At 68.8% G+C, this 17036-nt stretch carries 14 protein-coding genes, 1 tRNA gene and 2 pseudogenes; 9 read left to right on the top strand and 8 right to left on the bottom strand.

Annotation, left to right across the window (positions count from 1 at the left end):
• Window positions 1-134 precede the first annotated feature (134 nt).
• From ACGFZN_RS38425 to ACGFZN_RS38415, 3 genes and pseudogenes are all read left to right on the top strand, one after another.
• A complete protein-coding gene (locus ACGFZN_RS38425; RefSeq protein ID WP_393863122.1) occupies window positions 135-1169 on the top strand; it encodes a hypothetical protein in 1035 nt (344 codons plus the stop codon).
• A complete protein-coding gene (locus tag ACGFZN_RS38420; protein ID WP_393863121.1) occupies window positions 1166-3385 on the top strand; it encodes a hypothetical protein in 2220 nt (739 codons plus the stop codon). The genes ACGFZN_RS38425 and ACGFZN_RS38420 overlap by 4 nt, the downstream gene beginning before the upstream one ends.
• Window positions 3386-3464: 79 nt before the next feature.
• Window positions 3465-3953 (top strand): annotated as a pseudogene (locus ACGFZN_RS38415) (NADPH:quinone reductase); the annotation flags it as partial.
• Between the two features lie 461 nt (window positions 3954-4414).
• On the opposite strand, the pseudogene ACGFZN_RS38410 reads toward ACGFZN_RS38415, so the two are convergent.
• Window positions 4415-5463: pseudogene (locus ACGFZN_RS38410) on the bottom strand (transposase).
• Window positions 5464-6029: 566 nt separating this feature from the next.
• On the opposite strand from ACGFZN_RS38410, the gene ACGFZN_RS38405 reads away from it, so the two are divergent.
• On the top strand, window positions 6030-6314 hold the full coding sequence (locus ACGFZN_RS38405) for a hypothetical protein (RefSeq protein ID WP_393863120.1): 285 nt from the start codon (window positions 6030-6032) through the stop codon (window positions 6312-6314).
• A gap of 92 nt (window positions 6315-6406) precedes the next feature.
• Here ACGFZN_RS38405 and ACGFZN_RS38400 read toward each other — a convergent pair whose 3' ends face one another.
• From ACGFZN_RS38400 to ACGFZN_RS38390, 3 genes are all read right to left on the bottom strand, one after another.
• Window positions 6407-6739, bottom strand: coding sequence for a winged helix-turn-helix domain-containing protein (locus ACGFZN_RS38400; RefSeq protein WP_393863119.1), 333 nt, complete (start codon window positions 6737-6739; stop codon window positions 6407-6409).
• 6 nt (window positions 6740-6745) lie between these two features.
• Window positions 6746-7174: a hypothetical protein gene (locus tag ACGFZN_RS38395; protein ID WP_393863118.1), complete on the bottom strand. Its 429-nt coding sequence runs from the start codon at window positions 7172-7174 to the stop codon at window positions 6746-6748.
• A 585-nt stretch (window positions 7175-7759) separates the two neighbouring features.
• Window positions 7760-8428, bottom strand: coding sequence for a class I SAM-dependent methyltransferase (locus tag ACGFZN_RS38390; protein WP_393863117.1), 669 nt, complete (start codon window positions 8426-8428; stop codon window positions 7760-7762).
• Between the two features lie 267 nt (window positions 8429-8695).
• On the opposite strand from ACGFZN_RS38390, the gene ACGFZN_RS38385 reads away from it, so the two are divergent.
• Window positions 8696-9340: a dihydrofolate reductase family protein gene (locus ACGFZN_RS38385; RefSeq protein WP_393863158.1), complete on the top strand. Its 645-nt coding sequence runs from the start codon at window positions 8696-8698 to the stop codon at window positions 9338-9340.
• A gap of 773 nt (window positions 9341-10113) precedes the next feature.
• Here the strand turns inward: ACGFZN_RS38385 and ACGFZN_RS38380 are convergent.
• Both ACGFZN_RS38380 and ACGFZN_RS38375 read right to left on the bottom strand, forming a co-directional pair.
• Entirely contained in the window at window positions 10114-10653 is a 540-nt protein-coding gene (locus tag ACGFZN_RS38380) for a DUF4232 domain-containing protein (RefSeq protein WP_393863116.1), read from the bottom strand.
• Between the two features lie 1001 nt (window positions 10654-11654).
• Window positions 11655-12161: a DUF6624 domain-containing protein gene (locus tag ACGFZN_RS38375; protein WP_393863115.1), complete on the bottom strand. Its 507-nt coding sequence runs from the start codon at window positions 12159-12161 to the stop codon at window positions 11655-11657.
• A gap of 93 nt (window positions 12162-12254) precedes the next feature.
• Between ACGFZN_RS38375 and ACGFZN_RS38370 the strand changes: the two genes are divergently transcribed.
• A complete protein-coding gene (locus ACGFZN_RS38370) occupies window positions 12255-13022 on the top strand; it encodes a transposase (protein ID WP_393863157.1) in 768 nt (255 codons plus the stop codon).
• A gap of 143 nt (window positions 13023-13165) precedes the next feature.
• Here the strand turns inward: ACGFZN_RS38370 and ACGFZN_RS38365 are convergent, their stop codons facing one another.
• Window positions 13166-13699 (bottom strand): VOC family protein, encoded by a 534-nt coding sequence (locus ACGFZN_RS38365; RefSeq protein WP_393863114.1) that lies wholly within the window; start codon window positions 13697-13699, stop codon window positions 13166-13168.
• Between the two features lie 247 nt (window positions 13700-13946).
• Between ACGFZN_RS38365 and ACGFZN_RS38360 the strand changes: the two genes are divergently transcribed.
• Window positions 13947-14043, top strand: a tRNA-Cys gene (locus tag ACGFZN_RS38360).
• 10 nt (window positions 14044-14053) lie between these two features.
• Here ACGFZN_RS38360 and ACGFZN_RS38355 read toward each other — a convergent pair.
• Entirely contained in the window at window positions 14054-14515 is a 462-nt protein-coding gene (locus tag ACGFZN_RS38355; RefSeq protein ID WP_393863113.1) for a MarR family winged helix-turn-helix transcriptional regulator, read from the bottom strand.
• A 139-nt stretch (window positions 14516-14654) separates the two neighbouring features.
• Here ACGFZN_RS38355 and gap point away from each other — a divergent pair, with 139 nt between their 5' ends.
• Window positions 14655-15659, top strand: coding sequence for a type I glyceraldehyde-3-phosphate dehydrogenase (gap, locus tag ACGFZN_RS38350; RefSeq protein ID WP_393863112.1), 1005 nt, complete (start codon window positions 14655-14657; stop codon window positions 15657-15659).
• Window positions 15660-15834: 175 nt separating this feature from the next.
• Window positions 15835-17031, top strand: a complete 1197-nt coding sequence (gene penM, locus ACGFZN_RS38345; protein WP_393863111.1) for a pentalenolactone synthase — start codon at window positions 15835-15837, stop codon at window positions 17029-17031.
• The last annotated feature ends 5 nt before the right edge of the window (window positions 17032-17036 follow it).

Below are 17036 nucleotides of genomic sequence, written 5' to 3'. Positions count from 1 at the left end.
TCCGTATCCCCTTCCGCTCCCGCCACCAGCGCGGTCGGGAGGGCGAGTACCGGGGCCAGGCGCCCTGAACGGCCCCGATCTCCTAGGAGGCTTCGCCGATGTACTCCCTGACCCCTGGCTACCGTTTGCCCGCTGTGCAGCGTGGACTGAGCCCTGTCGAGACCCTGCTGACGAAGGTCAACGCAGGAGTCGGGGGCGCTGTGCTGGCGTCGGCGATGCTCACGCCGCCGCCCGCCTGGACCTTCGGCGCGGTCTGCGCGGCGGCTGCCCTGATCAACCTCGCGCCCGGTCCGCGCTCGATCGCCCGCTGGGCGGCCGTGGGCTACCGGCACCTGCGCGAACGCACCGCGCCGGACATGACCGACCGCACGGGGGCGACCAGGACGTGGGCGCTGTACCTGCAGCACGGCACCATGCAGGACCCGCAGCGCCGGGCTGCGTTTCACCAGGCGTTCAGCAACGCGCTCACCTTCGCCGCCGGACAAGCCCGCACTGCCGGCATCCAGGTCCACGTCACCCACCACGCCACGGTCGGCGACTACACCACCCACACCCAGACCGTCTCCGTCCACGTCCCGAAGAACCTGACCAGTCAGCCCGCCCGCATCCTGGACACCCTGGAAGGCGAATTTGCCTCCCTGGGCACGCTGCTGACCGTCGCTCCCGACCCGGTACCTACCGTGACCAGCCGGGGGCCCGGCTGGGTGGAGCTGGACGACGGCCGCTACGCCTGCACCGCACGGATCACCGGTTGGCCCGACGAGACGGACGGCGACCTGATGCCCCGGCTGCTGCTCGGCCACAAGTCGGAGCGGTCACTGGCGGTGCTGTACCGGCCGTTGCCGGCGGCCCAGTCCCGCCGGTCGGCGAAGTGGCAGATCGCCGCGGCGGAGGCGTTCACCACCGACAAGATCAAGCAGGCCACGCACGAGATCACTGCCGACACCACGCGCGGTGCGCTCGTCCAGGGCGCCACCCTCGTGGACGTCGACGCCTACCTGACCGTGTGGGGCGACAGCCCCGAGTCCGTCAGTGAGGCCCGATGGCAGGCCTCACTCGCCGCCGACCGCCACCGCATCCGTCTGGACTGGCTGCCGGGGCAACAGCACCGCGCCCACGTCATGACCACCCCCCACGGAGCCTCCACCAGGAAAGGGGCGATCCTGTGATCCGTCTGCCCTCCAACCACGCCGCCATCACCACGCCGCTCGTCGCCTCCAATGCCCGCTTCCCCGGGATCTTGATCGGCCGCTCGCTGCTGGACGGCCGCCCGTTCCACCTCTCCCCCGTCCTGGCCCCGACTTCCGTGCTGCCCTCCACGAACAGCCTGGGCCTGGGCGGCCTGGGGTCGGGCAAGTCCACGACGGGCAAGGTGCGGGCGCGCCGCGAGATCCTCGATCACGGCCACCAGTACGTCGTCATCGACAGCTTCGGCGAGGACACCGCCGGCGGTGAATGGGCACCACTCACACGCGAGCTGGGCGGCAAGGTCATCGAGGCCGGCTCCTTCACCCTCAGCCCCTGCTCCACGATGTTTCCGCCCGAGGTCCGCGAGCAGCTCGTCCGCTCGCTGATCGCCGCGGTCGAACCCGCAGCCCTCAGCCACCAGGGCACCCACGCCCTCCAGCACGCCCTGAACCACCCCAAGGCCACCTCCCTGAACGGACTGGTGGACGCGCTCGTGAGCCCGGAGGACGGCAGGTGGCCGGCGGCGAAGCTCACCGAGTGGGGCGAGGGCGCCGCCATCGCCCTGTCCCGCTACACCGAAGGCTCGCTCCGGGGCCTGTTCGACGGTGACAATGCGTCCCTGCCCGAGACTGACCTGCCGATCCTGTCCTTCGACTTCTCCCAACTGGACCGCAACAGCCCGGCGATCCCCTCGCTGATGGCCGCCATCTCCTGCTGGGCCGAGCACGTGTGGCTGCGCCAGTCCACCGCCGTGCACCGGCACCTGGTGCTGGAGGAGGCATGGCAGATCCTGCTCTCCCCCACCACCGCCGAACTCATCCAGCGCCTTTTGAAGAACAGCCGTAAGGCTGCGCTGTCCCTGGACGTGCTCATGCACACGCTGTCCGACCTCGGCGACGGCAAGGCACAGGACCTGGCCCGCCTGTGCGAGGTCGCCCACGTCGGCCGCCTCGGCCCCGAGGAAGCGGGCAACGTTGGGACGCTGCTCGGCCTGCCGGACTGGGCAATCACGATGATCCCGACACTGGACCCCGGTCAGGCGGTGTGGAAGGTCGGCCCCGACTACGTCGACGTCATCGAAACCGTGATCAGCGAGGAAGAATCCCGGCTCACCGACACCTCCAGCCGCCGCCGCCAAGCCCAGCAAGCCGCCGCGGCTGACGAACCGACCATCGAAGCGGAGCGAGATGTCGTTGCGCCGATCGTGCTGGAGGAGGCCGACTCCGAAGGCGACTACCGCGACGAGGAATACCAGGGAGCCGGCGGCTTCCTGGTGGATCTGGGCGCGCCGGTCGAGCAGGACGCCACCACAGACGCCCCTGCCGGCGACTGGGACTGGGAGATGCCTCCGAACGTCATCGACAGCCGGCACGAGGACGTTCTCCAGGCCGCGAGGGAAGGCCGGTGCAGCGAGGCCGCGCAGTTGGCCGCCATCGGCGAGCGGGAGGACATCAACGCCTACGGGATCAACTCCAATGAGGCAGTGTCGTGGCTGGCGACCCGGGCACAGGTGGCGGAACTGTGCGGCAACCGCGACCAGGCAGCCCAACTGCGCGCTACCGTCGCCCGCATGGGCAAAGACGTCGAATGGTGGCAGCGACAGCCCGGTGACGCAGAAGCACCGGCCTGGCACAGCACGCCCGAATCGCCAGCCCTACCGGCACCCGCACCGCACTCGGCTGGCGACAGGCCCTCGAGGACGCGTCGGCGTACCTGGCCTTACGTCGCGGCTATCGCTGCTCTCGGCATCGTCGGTGGGTGCGTGGTCCAGCACGCCCACGACGAACAACAGACCCAGCAGCGACAGGCCAAGGCCGCTGCCTACAAAGGCCGCTCCGGGGCGAAGCTCCACATCGACGGCGTCGAAGCAGACGTCGTGGCTCATTGGACCACTGATCGGGACAGTGTCATCGTGGAGTTGCGCACGTACGCCGACCGGAACGCCCAGTTCCTGCGCATAGACGCCACCACGGGGCAGACCGCTCAAACCTCACGGGGGAACGACCGGTGGTACCCCAAGAGCCCTGAGATCGTCGTGCCGGTCAAGGACCCGCTCGCGGATGTGACTGTGCGTGCTGCGGTGGGCGGGAAGACCTGGCACGAGGGCATGAAGCCGGACTCCCGGGAAGTGCGCCTATCGCCGACCGGTGTCGCCTACGACGCCGAAACCGGCGAACGACTCCCGTCCGACCTGTGACCCGCGTTCCCGTACCGCTGAGGCGGCCTGCACCCAAGGTGCAGGCCGCCTCTCGTCTTTCCGGACACACCGCCTGCTCCTCACCCGCTGGGGCGGGGCCACGGTCATCGGCACTGTCCGACGCGGCACCGAACTGGACCGGATCGATCCCGCGGTGGTCTCCCACGCAGTCGCCCTCGACTCGGGCGACCCGGCCGCCGTGATCCGCTCCTACGCGCCCGACGGCGTAGACCGGATCATCGAAGTCGCTCTCTCCGACAACGCCGACCTGGACGACGCCTTGGCCGCGAACGGCGCGGTCATCGCCGCGTACGCCACCCGCGACGACCGTACCGAGATTCCGTTCTGGACCCTGCTGTTCAACAACGTCACTCTGCGCCTGCTCGGCAGCCCCGACTTCCCCGCCGAGGCCAAACGCCAGGGCGCCCGCGACCTCACCGCCGCGGCCGCCGTTGGCGCCCTCACCGTGGATGTCGGCGCCCGCTTCCCGCTCGCTGGCATCGCCAAAGCCCACGACCGCATCGACGCCAGCGGCCGCGGCCGCGTCCTGATCGACATCCCCCAGTAGAGAAACTCTGGCGGGAGTTTCGTTGAGCCCAGCCGCATCCGCTAGAGACCGTAGCTTCGGGAGAACAGGGCCCACCAGTCTCAGCCTGCTGCGCCATGGCCGTCCGGTCCAGAGCACGTCACCGGCCTCCGGCAGCACCTCCTTCACGGCGCCCCAGGCGGACGGCAGGCCCGCTGCTGGACGACCCGAGGTTCTGCGTCTTGGGCCGCTTGGGGATGCCGTGCGCGCCGCAGTCGTCCTTGGCGGAGCGCGCGGGCTTCGGCCCGGCTGGCAGATGGAGTGGCCAGCCGCGAAGGCCAGCCTCTGGCACAACCCCGTCAGCTGGACCAGCCGCAGCGACTTCGCGCTGTAGCTACGCCCCGGGACAGGCGAACGGCGGACAACCAAACCGCCTGCCCCGGGCCTACCCACCCCGTACAAGACGAGAGAGGGTCTGCTGCACCATCGGGTGACAGGTTCGGTCACGCGGCCTGGAGGGCCGGTGTGGTCATGACGGTCTCGAATTCGACGGGTGTGAGCCGGCCGAGTGCGGCTTGTCTGCGGCGCCGGTGGTAGGTCCGCTCGATCCAGGACACGATCGCGATCCGCAATTCTTCACGGGTGGCCCAGGTCCGGCGGTCGAGGACGTTCTTCTGCAGCAGGCTGAAGAAGGACTCCATGGCTGCGTTGTCGCCGGCCGCCCCGACTCTTGCTATCGATCCGGCCATCCGGTGCCGGTCGAGGGCCCGGACGAACTTCCGGGACCGGAACTGCCCGGGTTCAACCAGTCGTAGCAACATGCCTGATCAGAGAGGTCTGTTGTGGGACGACCAGCGGGTTGGATGACGGAGTTGACGGGACGGTCGCCGATGAAGTCGCCGGGGCGGCCTTCGACCCGGCGGGAGATCGTGCACCGGCGGGCCGGCCTTCTTGCCCCTGCCGCGCTCCTTGCCGAACACGCTCCACCAGCGGTTGTCCCGGCAGATCCGCCACGCAGTCCGGTCCGCCATGCCCGCCCCGGTACCACGCGCTTCATCGGCCAGGAACCGGTAGCCGAACTCCGGGTCCTCGCGGTGGGCGTCGAACAGCGCGTTCGCGCGATATGCCTCCTCCAGCACGGCGTCGGCGACCGGCTTGCCCAGCCAGCGGTAGTAGGGCTGTCTGGCGAGCTTGAGCACCCGGCACGTCACCGTGACGGGCACCCCGTCCACGGCCAGCTCTCTCACGAGCGGGTAGATCCTTTTCCCGGCAGATGCGCCTGCGACAGATAGGCCGCAGCCCGGCGCAGGACCTCGTTCTCCTGCTCCAGCAGCTTGATCCGCCGACGTGCTTCCCGCAGTTCCGTGCTCTCCTGGCTGGTCACCCCGGGCTTGGACCCGTCGTCGATGTCCGCCCGGCGCATCCACTTCCACAACGTCATCGGGTGAACCCCGAAATCGGTGGCCACCTGCTCCACCGTGACACCCGGGCCGCGGTTCCTCGCGACCCGCACGACGTCCTGGCGGAACTCTTCCGGATAAGGCTTGGGCACAGCGACATCCTTCCCACCCGCCCTAGAGGGCAAGCCAGTTCAGATGTCACCCGATCGTGCAGCAGCCCCCCTGAAACCACGTCAAACAGCCCTGACCAGCTCGTCAGCCACCCCGCACAGCGGGGGAGCCTTAGGTGCTCACGAGCGACCGAAGCGACTCAAGCGACTCTGGACCGAACCTCCATGACCGTCTCCTCACCGGGCGGCCCGCCAGTACCCGTCTGGACTTCCTCGGCTTGCCCACCCGGCTGGCCCCGGGTCGGCGACGCGCTCCCATCAGCCAGGTTCCGAGGCGAAGGAGTGCAGTGCTCAGCGCGTCTCGCAGAGACCGGCCTCGTCGGCGCGCTGCTCGCGCACAGACTGGGGTGGCTGTGACGTGCCGCCCGCGCTTGCATCCTCTGCGAGCGGAGGCCCAACCGGTCACCGCGCCCACCCCGGGGACACGGCCCTGCCAGCAGACCATACGGCCTGTGGATCGTCCCTCATTGACTTGGCGTGCATGAGGGACGATCCATGGGACGCCTCAGGAGGGACTCTCGGGCAGCTCCGTCAGGTGGTCCGCCGGAGTGGAAGAAGGAGGAAGGCTCGCTCCCCCCAGCCGTTCTTCCTTCCGCATACTCCCCGCTCCGGTCGTCCTGGACGACGGCCTCACCGTCGACTTCGCCGTCTCGGTCGGCGCGGTGACTCCGCACACGTTCGGCTCCCGCGACCTGGCAGTGCTACAACGGGCCGCCGGCGCGGCGCTGTCCTACGGCAAGCACTCGGACTGCGTGACCGTCGCCTCTCCCGCACACACCACGGCGCCGTCCATCAACGGACTCCGCGCCGGGCGTCCGGGCATCGTGAAGTGACGGAACGAAGCCTGTCACATACCCCCTTGTGTGACGCCCCCGCCCGCAAGCCGGTAGGCGCCCCGTGTACAGGACGGGCACCTACCGGCGTTTCAGGTGTCGGGCGTGGCGGCCGTGCCGTGCCGTCGGCCCTGTTCGACACTTGTGTTCACCAGCGCGTTCAACGCGGCAAGGTGCTCTTCCAGAGCCTTCCTGCCGTCGGGCGTCAAAGAGAGCCACGTACGTGGTCGCCTGCCGAGGTATCCCTTGCGCACCCGTACGTACCCGGCACTTTCCAGCGCTGTGACCAGCTTTGACAGCGTAGCCGCCGACGCACCGCAGCACTCCTGGACCGCCTTGAACTCGGCCTCCATGCAGCCGGAGAGGAAGGCGACGATGGCCAGGCGCGTGGGGTGGTGGATCTGCTCATGCAGCTTCCCTGACATCGGTCCTCACGCCTTGCGTGCGCCGGCCAGGCGGATCCAGGCGGACGCGCCGAGACCACAGCCCAGCACGACGAAGAACCAGGGGCCGCCGGCTGCCGCGTCGACGAGCAGCGCTACGACCACGACAAGTGACATGGAAGCGCCGTTCTTCCAGCGGTCGGCCTTGCCCGGACCTGCCGACCAGGCCATGACTCCGCTTCGGCGCGCGGCCGCAAAAGGCACGGCGACGGCCGCGGCGACCAGGAGGAGAGCGACCGCGCGGATCGCCCACTGCCAGGGGTGCAGGTCATCGGCCAGGCCAAGCGCGGACAGCCCGGCGGCGAAGCCGAGTCCGACGAAGGGCGGGTGCCATGCCGCGACAGGACGCGAGCGGGCGGCACTTCGTGCGGTAGCGGCCGCGTCCAGCGCCGCGCGGGCGTCATCGTACGTGTTCATCGCGTTCATCCTCCAGCAGAAGCATGCTGCCAGAGTGGCACATAGTTTCCCGATAGGCAACTGCATGGTTGATGGCAAGTTGTTCACGCTGCAGAACTTGATGGGGTGAGCAACTGGCGTGCGAATGTCTCTTCGCCACTGACATCCGGTTCGAGCTCGACTGCGTCGAGGGCCTCACCACCTGGCCCAACCCCGACGCCGACCACCGGCCGCTGCCGACCGGGCCGCTCGCCGCCTTCGATCCCCAGTGCATCGGCATGTTCGGCTGGTCGAAGGGTGCGTCAGCGACTGCTTTCGTGATGAGCGAGGACCGGCGCGTCCGTGCCTGGCTGAGCTTCGACGGCCGGTGCAGCCGACGGTCAGTACCGACCGCTCATGCTGATGACCGCCGAGTTCTCCCGGTCAGGTCAGCCGAGCGTCGCCGAGTTCTGGTCGCACCTGCGGGGATGGCGGCTCAACGTCCAGGCGTAAGGCGCGGTTCACTCGTCGACCCTCGGGGAGTATCCGAACGGAAATTAGCGGTAGGCGTCAGCTCATGGATACCGGCCACGGCCGAAGACCCTTCGCCACTTCGACGCCTGATCGTCAGCCGGGGCGCTTGGCCATGACGACCAGACCGGGCCCGCTGTACTCCGTAGGGGGGAGCCGCAATTCGGCGACCGGGTTCAGGCCGGCCTGCTCGATCAAGTTGACGAGTTGTTCCGGCCGCCACTTGTGGGTCGTCCAGCGGACGGGTACGCCTCCGTAGGCCTCGGTGCGCACCGCGTCCTCGTCGCCGACGTGTGTTGCGGTGATGAAGTGTCCGCCCGGCTTCAACGCGCACGCGAACAGGGCGAGGACCTGGGGAAGGACGTCACGGGGGAGGTTGAACAGTGACCACCACCCGAGCACGCCGCCCAGGGACGCCTCACCGAGGTCGAGCTCGGTGGCGGAAGCGACAGCGAAGCGGCACTCCGGATGAAGTCGGCGCGCGTTCTCGATCATGCGAGGAGAGAGATCCACCCCGGACACGTCGAGTCCGCGTTCGGCGAGGTAGGCGGTGACCGTTCCGGGCCCGCAGCCGACGTCGAGGACGGGTCCGAGCCCGCGCACGGTGTCGGCGAAGGCGTCGATCGACGCCTTGAGCCATGGATGCTTACGGATGTCGCCGACTCCCGTCGTCACGACCATCTGGGCGTAGTTGTCGGCCACCCGGTCGTAGGACTCACGTACGACGTCGAGATCGGCCGGGCGGTCAACAGGGTGTGCGCGCATCAGCCAACCATAGGGCTGCGCAGGGAAGTCGGGCTGGTGAAGCGGGTGATACCAAGCCGTTCTTCTACACAGTCTCCATCGCGCCCAGGCGTGGAAGCTGTGTCCCAGGCGGGCGTCCTTGCTGATCCGCGGAACCGGCGAGCCGCTGCCCGATACGCCTGGGAAGAAAGATGACGGGCCGCTGTCGATCGTGCCGCTTCTCGTTCGACGTCATGATGTGGGGCGCCTCGCCGCACGATGACCCGACAGGACCTGACGAGGAACGACGTGGATCAACTGCTGAGAGTCATGAACTTCAACGTCTCCAGTGACGGAATCGGTGCCGGAGAGGATCAGAGCCTGGAGAGGCCGTTCGGCCTCGACCATCCCGAGAGGCTGTTCGCCTGGGCCGGCGCCACGGCGAGCTGGCCCATGCGCACGGACCCGGGCGGGAGCCGAGGCCTCGACGACTACTTCACGCGGGACTTCGCACGCAACATCGGTGCCGAGATCATGGACCGCAACAAGTTCGGGCCCCAGCGCGGGCCCTGGCCGGACCATGAATGGCGCGGCTGGTGGGGCGAGGAGCCCCCGTTCCGCACGCCGGTGTTCGTCCTGACGCACCACACGCGTCCGTCGTTCACGCTGTCCTACACCACTTTCCACTTCGTCGACGGCGACCCTGCCACGGTCCTGGAACGGGCTCGGGAAGCGGCGCAGGGCCAGGACGTCCGGCTCGGCGGCGGAGTCACCACCATCCGGCAGTTCCTCGATGCCGGCCTCGTCGACACCATGCATGTGGCGGTCTCGCCGGTGAAGCTCGGGTCCGGACTGCGCCTGTGGGAGTCCCCCGATGAGCTGCTCGACCGGTTCCACCTGGAGATCGTGCCCAGCTCGAGCGGCGTGAGGCACCACCTGTTCTGGCGAAGGTGACACTGCGGCGAGCCGCCGGGCACAGCCGGTCCGGAGGCCGCGGGGTGAAGGCCCGGGATTCCCCGGACGCCCACAACGGGTGTGCAGCCATGGGCAGGGCCCGTGAGAAGGACGGCGCCTTCACCTGGGGACACAGCACAGTGCCGCGGATGCCGCGCCGACCTGGAAGCGCAGTTCGCCGAGCCGGTCCGGTCGGGTCCGCGGATGAATCGAGCCTCCGACGGCCCGCATATCTCGCCGCCGCCCCCCGACCCGCATCCAGCGGCGGGGCGGTCGCAGCTTTGTTCGGGGTGCCCGTCAGCGACCGAAGCGACTCAAGCGACTCTGGACCGAACCTGGATGACCGTCTCGTCACCGGGCGGCTCCCCCAGTACCAGTCTGGATGTCCTCGGCTTGCTCACCCGGCCGGATCCGGCTCGGCGCCGTACACATACCATCGGCCGGGTTCCAAGGCGCAGGAGCGCAGTGCTCAGCGCGTCTCGCAGAGCCCGGTCTCGGTGCGCTGTCGATCTGCCAGCGCCCGGCAGAAGTCCTTCGCGCCAGGCGAGTATCCGCGCCCCGAAACCCATCACGAGCGGGACAGGACGGTCCCCGGAGTCACCGGAGCTCTCGTACGGGATGGAAACTCCGGGAGACACGTCCACGATCAACACACCTGGTGCCTGTCACGGCCGACCACGACCACACCCAAAATGCGGGCTGTGACCTGCGCGTCCACCTCTATGTCCGCGCGTGATCCGCCGGACAGGCCCCTGAGAGCGCTGTCCCGTCGGTTACTGTCCGATCGGGTTGAGGTACGTGGCCGGGTGGGTGGCGCCGTCCTGCTTGAGGATCTGGCCACCGAAAGGCCACTTCAGCGTGAAGTGCTGCGTCTCGTTCGGCGGCGTGACCAGGAACTTCGCCGGAACGAACTTCTCCTTCTGCGGCGTGGACCTGGCCACCGGAAGCAGGGTGATGCTGAAGTCCACCGTGGCCCCGTGCTGCAGGGTCAGCTTTTCGGGTTTCTTGGAGGAGCGCACCAGCGACCAGGTCCCGTCGGTTTTCTGAGCACCGATCATGTCGACACCGGCGAAGCCGGCCAGGGTGCAGGTGCGCTTGCTCTGGTTGGTGAACCAGACGAACGCCTGTGTCTGCTTCTTGGTCTGTCCCATCTCCGGCTTCGCGTCATCCCCCGTGGCGAAGCCGGCCTTCAGATCGGCGGTGTGGCAGCGGGTCGGCCCGAGCTTGGTGGCGGCCGACGCCGGGACCGTGGCAGCGGCGGTGCCGGCGACGACGATGGCCGCAAGGCTCACGGCGGTCAACTTGCTCTTCATGAAGTTTCAGGTTCCCCTCGTTTTACGAATCGGCGCGCGAGGTCAGCGAGCGCCACGCATCCCAAGACGCGCAATGCCGGGCAGAAGTTCGGTTGCCCGAGAGCTTTTTCCCGCCGGCCAGGCTCCCAGGTCGCCGGTCGCGACGCCGTCGTCGAGGTGGCGCAACGCCCTCGGTCGGCTGGACGTCGAGCACGAGCGCGGGCCGCCACCGCGTCGAGGGAGCCGCCGCCCAGCCGCCCGCCCCGGCCGTCGAGGAGCCAACCGCCGACGGCAGTACTGTGGGAACGGCACGGCGCATTCGGAGCCTGGCGGCGCCGAACAGGAACGTTCTCGCCGTTCAGACAAGCGCGGATGGTCTTGCGATCACGGCCCGGATGCCGGGCTTCCTGGTCACCCGGGCTGCTTCCGGTTCGGTTACGGCCGCGACCACCGTGTCTCCTACGGGGACCGCTACTGACCTGCTCAGCCTGGAGGAGATCCGGGCCGCCCGCTGTCGGGGATTCCTGACAGCGGGCGGCCCGCAAGCCGTCCCCTCGCCCGGTGATGGAGATGGCCGGTGTCGATTCCGGCCTCGTCGACTGGTCGCCGACCCGCCGTCAGTGGATGGAGGACGTTCCGGAGGGCCGCCTCACCTACCCGCTGTGTGCGGCGCCATCGGAAGATTCCACCCGCCGTGTTCCCGCCGCCGGCCGCGCCTCACCGCCGGCCCCGCCCCCGGCACCACCTGGCAGAAGACCCGCCGCCTGGCACAGGCCTCGGCTCATGACGAAGATCGCGGATCCGTGCCGCCCCGACCCCGCGTCCGCCAGGGGCGGCCGCAGCCTCGTTCAGGGCGCTGACAAGCGACTCAAGCCACTCAGGACCGAACCTGGAGGGCCGTCCCCTCACCGGCTGATTCCCCCAGCACCAGTCTGCTCCTCGCTCGTCGGCAGCATGCCCACCATCGCCGCCCACTGCACCGTAGACGCTTGCGCGCGACATCAGGACGGGGAAATGGGGCCTCAGGCCATGGAAAACCTGGCGACGTACTCCTCGAAAGGCTCGATGCCGACTTCCGCGCGGAGTTCGTCCACGCGCTCGGGGTCTTCACAGGGCCACGGAACCGGCGCCCCGTCCTTCACGCCGGCGATCTGAGTGCCGTAAACCTGCTTGCGGCCTTCGTTGACCAGCGTACGGTCACGCAGAAAGGCCAGCTCGCGCGGGCTGGCCAGGCCTGCCGACACCGCCTGCTGCATCAGCTGGAGGGCACGACGCTGAACGTCGAGCTGCCGGTCGGCGTGTTGAGCGATCAGCCATGCCGCGCGTGCGGCCTCCTCGCCGACCAGCTCCGTCGTGGGCCAGCCGTACTCGTCCATGATCTCGCCGAGCCGGTCACCGTGCCGGGCGGTCAGCCGCCGCCACGCCAGCTGGTCGGCGGGGTCATCGCTGTTCGCGCGAGCTGCGGACTGGTGGTCGGCGGCAGCCATGTCCGTGAGTTCCACCGCCAGCGCGGCAACGTCGTTCGTCACCCTCGACTCCCAGGTCGGATCCGTGCTTTGCGTCCGCCCGCAAGCCTAGAGGTTGTCCCGTAACCGGTGGGGTGGTTGGCGCGTTGGCTGGGCATGGGTGGGGTGATCTCAGCAGATGATCCGAAGTGGATCGAGCCGTTCTCTGGGCTGACCGAATCGCAGTTCGCCAGGCTAGTGGCGTTGGTGCGGCGCCGGGGCGGTGACGTCCAGCGCGGCCGGCCGTGGCGGCTACCACTGGAGGACCGGGTGCTGCTGGTCGCGACGTACTGGCGCACGAACCTCACGTTGCGGCAGGTGGCGCCACTGTTCGGGGTCTCGAAGTCCGCGGCCGACCGCATCCTCGATCACCTCGCACCACTGCTTGCCATCTCGCCGGCCCGTCGGCCGCGCAAGGACACCGTCTACATCGTGGACGGCACTCTGGTGCCCACCCGTGACCGCAGCATCGCCGCCTCGAGCAAGAACTATCGGTACTCGACCAACCTGCAGGTCGTCATCGACGCCAACAGCCGCCTCGTGGTGGCGATCGGCCTGCCATTGCCCGGCAGCCGCAAGGACTGCCGGGCGTTCACGGACTCCGGCGTCGACCGGGTCTGCCGCAGCGCCCCGACCATCGCCGACGGCGGATACCAAGGCACCGGCCTGCTCATCCCGCACCGCAAACGACGAGGTCAGACGCACCTCAGCCCGCAGCAGGAAGCGGAGAATGCCGTCCATCGCCGAGCGCGAGCACGCGTGGAACACGCCCTGTCGCGGCTGAAGAACTGGAAAATCCTGCGGGACTGCCGACTCAAGGGCAACGGCGTGCACCAGGCCATGCTCGGCATCGCTCGGCTCCACAACCTGGCCCTCACCGGATAACTCACACCCCATACGGGACAACCTCTAGGGGTGGAAACCGGGCGTAAAGATCATTCCGGAGAACGGCGACAGACGCCTTCCCGTACCGAGATAATGGAAGAGCCCCCGGAACCGGCCGTCACTCCGGTCAGGTTGGGAGCTGATCAGTTGGTTGTCCTGACAGGAGCACTGCTGCGTCCGTGGTCCCGACCGCTGAGCTCGCTGTCGAGTGTCTCCTGGGCCACACGCATGACTTCGGCGTATACGGGGTCCTGCAGCCGCCTCCACATCTCCTCTTCGGAGACGTCCTCGACGCGGCTGATCACCCACCAGATGTTGCCGAACGGGTCCTTGATACGGCCCCCACGCTGTCCGAAGGCGTCGTAGGCCAAAGGCGTGACGACATGGCTGCCGGAGTCAACGGCTCGTGAAAAGGCGTGGTCGGCGTCGGGGACGAACACGCGCAGCAGGCTTGGCATGGCGGGCCAGTTCGTGTGCCGGTCGAAGGCCAGCACGACGGTATCGCCGACGCGGATCTCGCCGTGCCCGATCAAACCGTCCTCGGTGGGCACTCGCGCCAGCTCTTCACCCCCGAAGGCCCCGGAGACGAAGTCGAGGAAGGCCCCCGTGTCGTCGGTGACGACCCAGGGGGCGACGGTGGTGTAGCCCGCCGGCGCGGAGTTGGTCTGCTCGTGCATCACGGTCCTTTCGCCCATGTTGATTGCCGGCCACGACGTTAGGAGCTATCTAGGTCAGCTTCCGGCCTAGACCGAGACGTTGAGCGCCGGTGCTGTCTCACGATCCTGCTCGGCACTATTACGGCGTAACAGCGTGCGCGGGCCGGACAATACGACCGGTCAGCGGTGTGTCAGTGGGGCGTCAGCCTGGCCTGGCATCGTGAAGCACGTGAACGGCGCCGCGGGAAGGCCGCGGGGCCGGGCGTGGGGAGAGGTGCCCGGAGCGGCTGATCGGGGACCAGGGCGGCAAGCCCGGAGTCGGACTCCTTCGAGGGTCCACGCAGGTTCGAATCCTGCCCTCTCCGCGCAAGGGGTCTAGCGTCCGGCTTCGGTGCCGAGTTGCGCCAGGCGGGTCAGGGCCGGCAGTGCTGCGGCGATGGCCTGGCGTTCCGCGGGGGTGAGCTGGGCGATCAGCGGGGTCAGGTGACGGCCTCGGTCCTCACGCCGGGTCTGGCCGATCTTTCGGCCGCTGTCGGTGATGTGGACGAGGACGGCGCGGCCGTCGTCCGGGTCGGGGCGGCGTTCGACGAGGCCGTCGCGTTCGAGCCGGGTGACCAGCTGGGTGAGCCCGGGCTGGCTGATCTGCTCGGTCCTGGCGAGTTCGGTGAGCCGTTTCGGGCCGCTGGTGGCCAGTGTGTCCAGGACGGACAGTGTGGTGAAGGACAGCTTCTGAACTGCGGGAAGCCGGATGTAGTAGCGGTTGAAGTTCTCGATCGCTCTGGTGAGGTCGGCGACGTTCAAGTCCGTTGTCTGCTCGGCACGCTGAGTGGATGTCATCCTGGAAATGTATCGCAGATTTATATAAGCTCCTGATCGATCGCGTGCCGGCGCCTCGTCCAGGCGCACGGTGTGCAGGGCACCTCGGCGCAACGGCGCGTCAGTGGACTGGTAGAGCGCTAGGTGAGGAACACACCACATGACTGTGCGAATCGGCATCAACGGCTTCGGGCGTATCGGTCGCAACGTCTTCCGTGCGGCGGCCGCGCGGTCTTCGGAGCTGGAGATCGTCGCCGTCAACGATCTGGGCGATGTGCCCACGATGGCCCACCTGCTCGCTTACGACTCGATTCTGGGCCGCTTCCCCGAGGAGGTCACCGCCGAGTCGGGCGCGATCCGCGTGGGTGACCGGACGCTCAAGGTCCTCGCCGAGCGCGACCCCGGCGCCCTGCCGTGGGGTGACCTGGGCGTGGACATCGTGATCGAGTCCACCGGTATCTTCACCGACGCCGCGAAGGCCCGCGCGCACGTCGAGGGCGGCGCGAAGAAGGTGATCATCGCCGCGCCGGCCAGCGGTGAGGACATCACGCTGGTGATGGGCGTCAACGACGGCGACTACGACCCCGACCGGCACACCATCATCTCCAACGCCTCCTGCACCACCAACTGTCTGGCCGTACTGGCCAAGGTGCTGCACGACGCCGTCGGCATCGACACCGGCATGATGACCACGGTCCACGCCTACACGCAGGACCAGAACCTGCAGGACGCCCCGCACAAGGACCTGCGCCGGGCCCGGGCCGCGGGCCTGAACATCGTGCCGACCTCCAGCGGGGCCGCCAAGGCCATCGGTCTGGTCCTGCCGGAACTCGCCGGCCGGCTGGACGCCTTCGCCCTGCGGGTGCCGGTGCCCACCGGTTCGGTCACCGACCTGACGGTCACCACCCGCCGCGGCACGACCGTGGACGAGGTGAAGGAGGCGTACGCGGCGGCGGCCTCGGGGCCGTACAAGGGCTTGCTGTCGTACGTGGACGCGCCGCTGGTCAGCACGGACATCGTGGGTGATCCGGCCTCCTGCGTCTTCGACGCCGGGCTCACCCGGGTGTCCGGCCCGCAGGTCAAGGTCGTCGGCTGGTACGACAACGAGTGGGGCTACTCCAACCGTCTCATCGACCTGGCACTGCTCGTCGGGTCGTCTCTGTAGTTCCCCGCCGGCCCGGCGCCCGCACCACCCGCACGTCAGCAACGGTCGGCCGCCGAAGCGGCGGCCGACCCTTCAGCGCGCCCGTGAACCGGCGCGCAGCGCCCGACGCCGGCGATGCCGTCGGCGTGCCCGGATGCCCGACGAATCCCTGCACGACGCTGCGAGGACAGGCTCAATGAAGGAACTTCCGCGGTTACCCTTCGACAATCCGGACGTGCTCGGCATCGCGCCCCAGATGCGTGCGCTGCAGCAGCAGGGGCCGATCACCCGGGTGCGGACGGCCGGTGAGGACGCCTGGCTGGTCACCCGCTACGACGAGGTGCGGGCCCTGCTCGCCGACCGCCGGCTCGGTCTCAGCAATCCCCGACCGGACGGGTCGGCCAAGAGCGCGGCCAGGGCCTTCATGGTCGCGCTGATGGCCGGGGACGACCACGACACCGAGACCGTCCGGCACACGCGGATGCGCCGGCTGCTCGTGCCCCGGTTCTCCACGCGCCGGATGCGGCTGATGAAGGACCGGATCGAGCAGCACGTGGACGATCTGCTGGACCAGCTGGCGGCGACCGCTCCGCCGGTCGACCTGCACCGTGCGCTGTCGTTTCCGCTGCCGACCATGGTGGTCTGCGATCTGCTCGGCGTGCCGTTGGCCGACCGGGAGCGGTTCGGGCAGTGGGCGAGGGGCACCTTCGACCAGAGCGACAACGAGCATGCGGCGAACACCTTTCAGCAGGTGGTCGACTACATGACGGAGCTGGTGGCGCGCAAGCGCAGCGAGCCGGGCGACGACATCCTGTCGGAGCTGATCGCCGAGGACGACGGCGCGCTGTCCGACGCGGAGATCGCCCAACTGGGCAACGCGGTCCTGCTGTTCGGCTACGAGACCACCATCGTGCGGATCGACCTGGGCACGCTGCTGCTGTTGCGCAATCCGGCGCAGCGTGCGCTGCTCGCACAGAATCCGGAGCTGGCGCCGGCCGCGGTCGAGGAGATCCTGCGGCTCGGCGTGGGCGGGAAGGGGTCCAACGCGATCATTCCCCGGTACGCGCACAGCGACATCACCGTCGGCGAGACGGTGATCCGCACCGGGGACGCGGTGATGCTGGCCATCGGCGCGGCCAACATCGACGGCCGGGCGTTCCCCGACAGCGACCTGTTCGACCTGGGCCGGCACAAGCCCAAGTCGCATCTGGCGTTCGGGCACGGTGTGCGGCACTGCATCGGCCGCACGCTGGCCCGGATCGAGCTGACCGCGGTGTTCGAGCGGCTGTTCCGCACACTGCCCGGCCTGCGGCTGGCGGTGCCGGAGGAGTCGCTGTGCTGGCAGGAGCACCGGATCACCGGCGGGTTCGACGAAATCCCCGTCACCTTCTGAGCGGC

Source organism: Streptomyces sp. NPDC048192, assembly GCF_043202415.1.
In the GTDB taxonomy this organism is placed as follows: domain Bacteria; phylum Actinomycetota; class Actinomycetes; order Streptomycetales; family Streptomycetaceae; genus Streptomyces.
Note: the sequence above shows the minus strand (reverse complement) of the source record. Positions and strands in the feature narration are given on the sequence as shown.